Origin of the sequence: Halorubrum sp. CBA1125 (genome assembly GCF_009742825.1) — an archaeon.
Classification (GTDB): domain Archaea; phylum Halobacteriota; class Halobacteria; order Halobacteriales; family Haloferacaceae; genus Halorubrum.
On record NZ_WPCE01000253.1, the window covers coordinates 1 to 3,409 of the forward strand.

General features: G+C 73.5%; 1 protein-coding gene and 2 pseudogenes. All 3 read left to right on the forward strand.

Annotation, left to right across the window (positions count from 1 at the left end):
* Window positions 1–840: pseudogene (locus GJ633_RS15175) on the forward strand (glutamyl-tRNA reductase); the annotation flags it as partial.
* A 45-nt stretch (window positions 841–885) separates the two neighbouring features.
* The gene (locus tag GJ633_RS15180; RefSeq protein ID WP_156589471.1) at window positions 886–1,662 is read left to right on the forward strand and encodes a Nif3-like dinuclear metal center hexameric protein; all 777 of its coding nucleotides are present in this window, start codon (window positions 886–888) and stop codon (window positions 1,660–1,662) included.
* Between the two features lie 105 nt (window positions 1,663–1,767).
* Window positions 1,768–3,409, forward strand: a pseudogene (tgtA, locus tag GJ633_RS15185) (tRNA guanosine(15) transglycosylase TgtA); the annotation flags it as partial.

The window sequence follows — 3,409 nt, forward strand, 5'->3', positions numbered from 1 at the left end:
CTGGCGGCGAGCGAGATCGACCTGACCGACGGCTCCGCGGTGGTGGTCGGCGCCGGAGAGATGGGGATGCTCGCGGCTCGGGCGCTCGACGGCACGGCCGTCGGCGAGATCGTCGTCGCGAACCGGACGGTGCCGAACGGGGAGTTCGTCGCCGGCGAGGTCGACACGCCCGCCGAGGCGGTGGGGCTCGCCGACCTCCCTGCGGTCCTCCCCGAGGCCGACCTCGTCATCTCCGCGACGGGGAGCCCGGAGCCGGTCGTCGAGCCGCACCACGTCGCCGGCACCGACCGGCTCGTCTGTATCGACATCGCCCAGCCGCGCGACGTCGACCCCGACGCGGCCGACCGCGAGGGCGTCACGCTGTACGACATCGACGCGCTTGAGGACGTCACCCGCCGCACCCGCGAGCGCCGCGAGGCCGAGGCCCACGAGGTCGAGGCGATCATCGACGCGGAGCTCGATCGGATACTGGAGGCGTACAAGCGCAAGCGCGCCGACGACGCCATCTCGGCGATGTACGCCGGTGCCGACCGCGTCAAGGCCCGCGAACTCGACCGTGCGCTCTCGAAGCTCGAGGCGCAGGGCGGGCTGACGGACGACCAGCGCGAGACCGTCGAGGACCTGGCGGACGCCCTCGTCGGCCAGCTGCTCGCGGCGCCGACGCGGTCGCTTCGCGACGCGGCCGGCGAGGACGACTGGGAGACCATCCGGACGGCGCTCGACCTGTTCGACCCCGAGTTCGACTCCTCGCCCGGCGCCCCGGGCGACGCCGCCGACGACGGCCCCGCGAACGCGGCCGGCGCGCCTCCGGACTCGGTCGCCGAGGAGCTCGACGACTGACCGGCTTCCGCCGTCTTTTATCCCGGCGCGGCCGTACCCCGGCACATGCACCTCTCCGCGTACGTGCGACGGCTCGACGACCGGCTCGACACGGCCGCGTACGCCGACGTCGACGCCAGCGAGAACGGACTGCAGGTCGGTCCCGACGGAGACGCTGCCGCCACCGAGATCGAGCGCGTCGCGTTCGCCGTCGACGCCGCGACGGCGACGATCGAAGCGGCCGCTGACGCGGGCGCGGACGTCCTCGTCGTCCACCACGGGATCTCGTGGGGCGGGATCGACCGCGTCACCGGTCGGGCGTACGACCGGATCGCGGCGCTGGTCGAGAACGACCTCGCGCTGTACGTCTCGCACCTCCCGCTCGACGGCCACCCGGAGCTCGGGAACGCGGCCGGCGTCGCGCGGGCGCTCGGGGTCGACGAGCGCGAGCCGTTCGGCGAGATCGGTCCCGTCACGATCGGCGCGATCGGCGAGGCCCCGGAGCCGATCGCGGTCGACGCGGTCCGCGAGGAGCTGGACGCGTTCGACGGCAACGAGACCGGGACGCAGGTCTTCGATTTCGGTCCCGATCCGATCGAGCGGATCGCCGTCGTCACCGGGTCCGGCGTCGACTGGCTCGACGAGGCGGCCGCCGCGGGCGCCGACGCGCTCGTCACCGGCGAGGGGAAACAGCAGGTCTACCACGAGGCGCGTGAGGCGGAGATGACGGTCTTCCTCGCGGGCCACTACGCGACCGAGACGTTCGGCGTCCGGGCGCTGGCGTCGCTCTCCGAGGAGTGGGGACTGGAGACGACGTACGTGAGCCACCCGACCGGGCTGTGAGGCGCCGGTGGTCCCGCCGGAACCGGGACGTGGATGCAAGTGAGAGGCGGGACCAGTGTCGCGTCCGAACGCAACCCTTACCGCCCGCGTCCCCGCACTCCGGGTATGCGCGACCACTTCGAGGTGCGGGACCACGACGCGGCCGGCCGGATCGGCCGACTGTCGGTCCCCCGCGCCGGGGTCACGGTCGAGACGCCGGCGCTCCTGCCGGTCGTCAACCCCAACGTGCTCACGGTCGATCCGAGCCGGCTCCAGGCGGAGTTCGGCGCGGAGATGCTGATCACGAACTCCTACATCATCCGGAGCACCGACCGGATCCGCGACCGCGTCCGCGAGGAGGGGATCCACGAGTTCCTCGACTTCGACGGCGCGATCATGACCGACTCGGGCTCGTTCCAGCTGGCCGAGTACGGCGACATCGACGTGACCACGGCGGAGATACTCGCGTTCCAGCGCGAGATCGGCAGCGACGTGGCCACCCCCGTCGACGTGCCCACGCCGCCCGACGCCGACCGCGAGCGCGCGGAGCGGGAGCTGGCAACGACGGAGCGGGCGCTCGCGGACGCCGAGGCGGCCGAGACCGGCGAGATGCTGGTCAACGCCCCCGTGCCAGGGGTCGACGTACCCGGACCTCCGCGAGGCGGCCGGGCGACACGCGGCCGGGACCGACCTCGACGTCTTCCCGGTCGGCGCGATGGTGCCGCTTTTGAACGCCTACCGCTACGCCGACGTCGTCGAGCTGGTCCGCGCGGCCAAACGCGGGCTCGACCCGGCCGCGCCGGTCCACCTCTTCGGCGCGGGCCACCCCATGATGCTCGCGCTGGCGGTCGCGGCCGGCTGCGACCTGTTCGACTCGGCCGCCTACGCGCTGATGGCCCGTGACGGCCGGTACCTCACCGTCTCGGGCACGGAGCATCTCGACGAGCTGGCGTACTTCCCCTGCTCGTGTCCCGTCTGTGCGGAACACACCCCTGCGGAGCTGCGGGATCGCGGAGACGGAAACGGGACGGACGAGGACGGGAGCGGAACGGGAGCGGACGGCGACTCCGGGGCGTCGACGGAGGAGCTGCTCGCCGAGCACAACCTGTACGTCACCTTCGAGGAGCTGCGGCGGGTGAAGACGGCGATCCGGTCGGGGAACCTCCTCGAACTCGTCGACCGGCGCGCCCGCGGCCACCCCGCCATGCTCGACGGGTACCGCGCCCTGCTCGACCACGCGGACGAGCTGGAGCGGACCGACCCCGTCTCGAAGGACGCGTTCTTCTACACCTCGCACGAGGCGGCCGGCCGGCCGGAGGTCGGTCGTCACCACCGGCGGCTCGACCGGTTGTCGGTCCCCGACCGGCTGCTGCTCACGGAGTCGAACGCGCCGTCCGACCACGACTACGACGCGGTGTGGCGCGTGAAGCCGCCGTTCGGCCCCTTCCCGCGGGCGCTCTCGGAGACGTACCCGCTCACCGCGGAGGTGCCGGAGCGGACCGACGCGGCGGCGCAGGCGGGCCGCGGCCGAGGGGGTCGCGAGCCTCGCGGCGGGGAACCCCGACGCGTCGATCACGCTCGGCCACGACGACTGGTGCGAGGCGGCCCTCGACGCCGTCCCGGACCGCGTCGAGACGGAGAACCTGCGGACGCTCGGGCGGTAGGTCGCCGGTCGGGCGGCGAGACGGCGTCGGACGGCACGACGGGGTCGGCGCGCTCCGGTGAGCGCCGCTTGCGGCGCGAATCGAGCGCGAGGGAGTCGAACCGG

Excerpts from the sequence above, each read along its gene's own strand:
- GJ633_RS15180 (WP_156589471.1), top strand. The coding sequence starts at position 886 with ATGCACCTCTCCGCGTACGTGCGACGGCTCGACGACCGGCTCGACACG.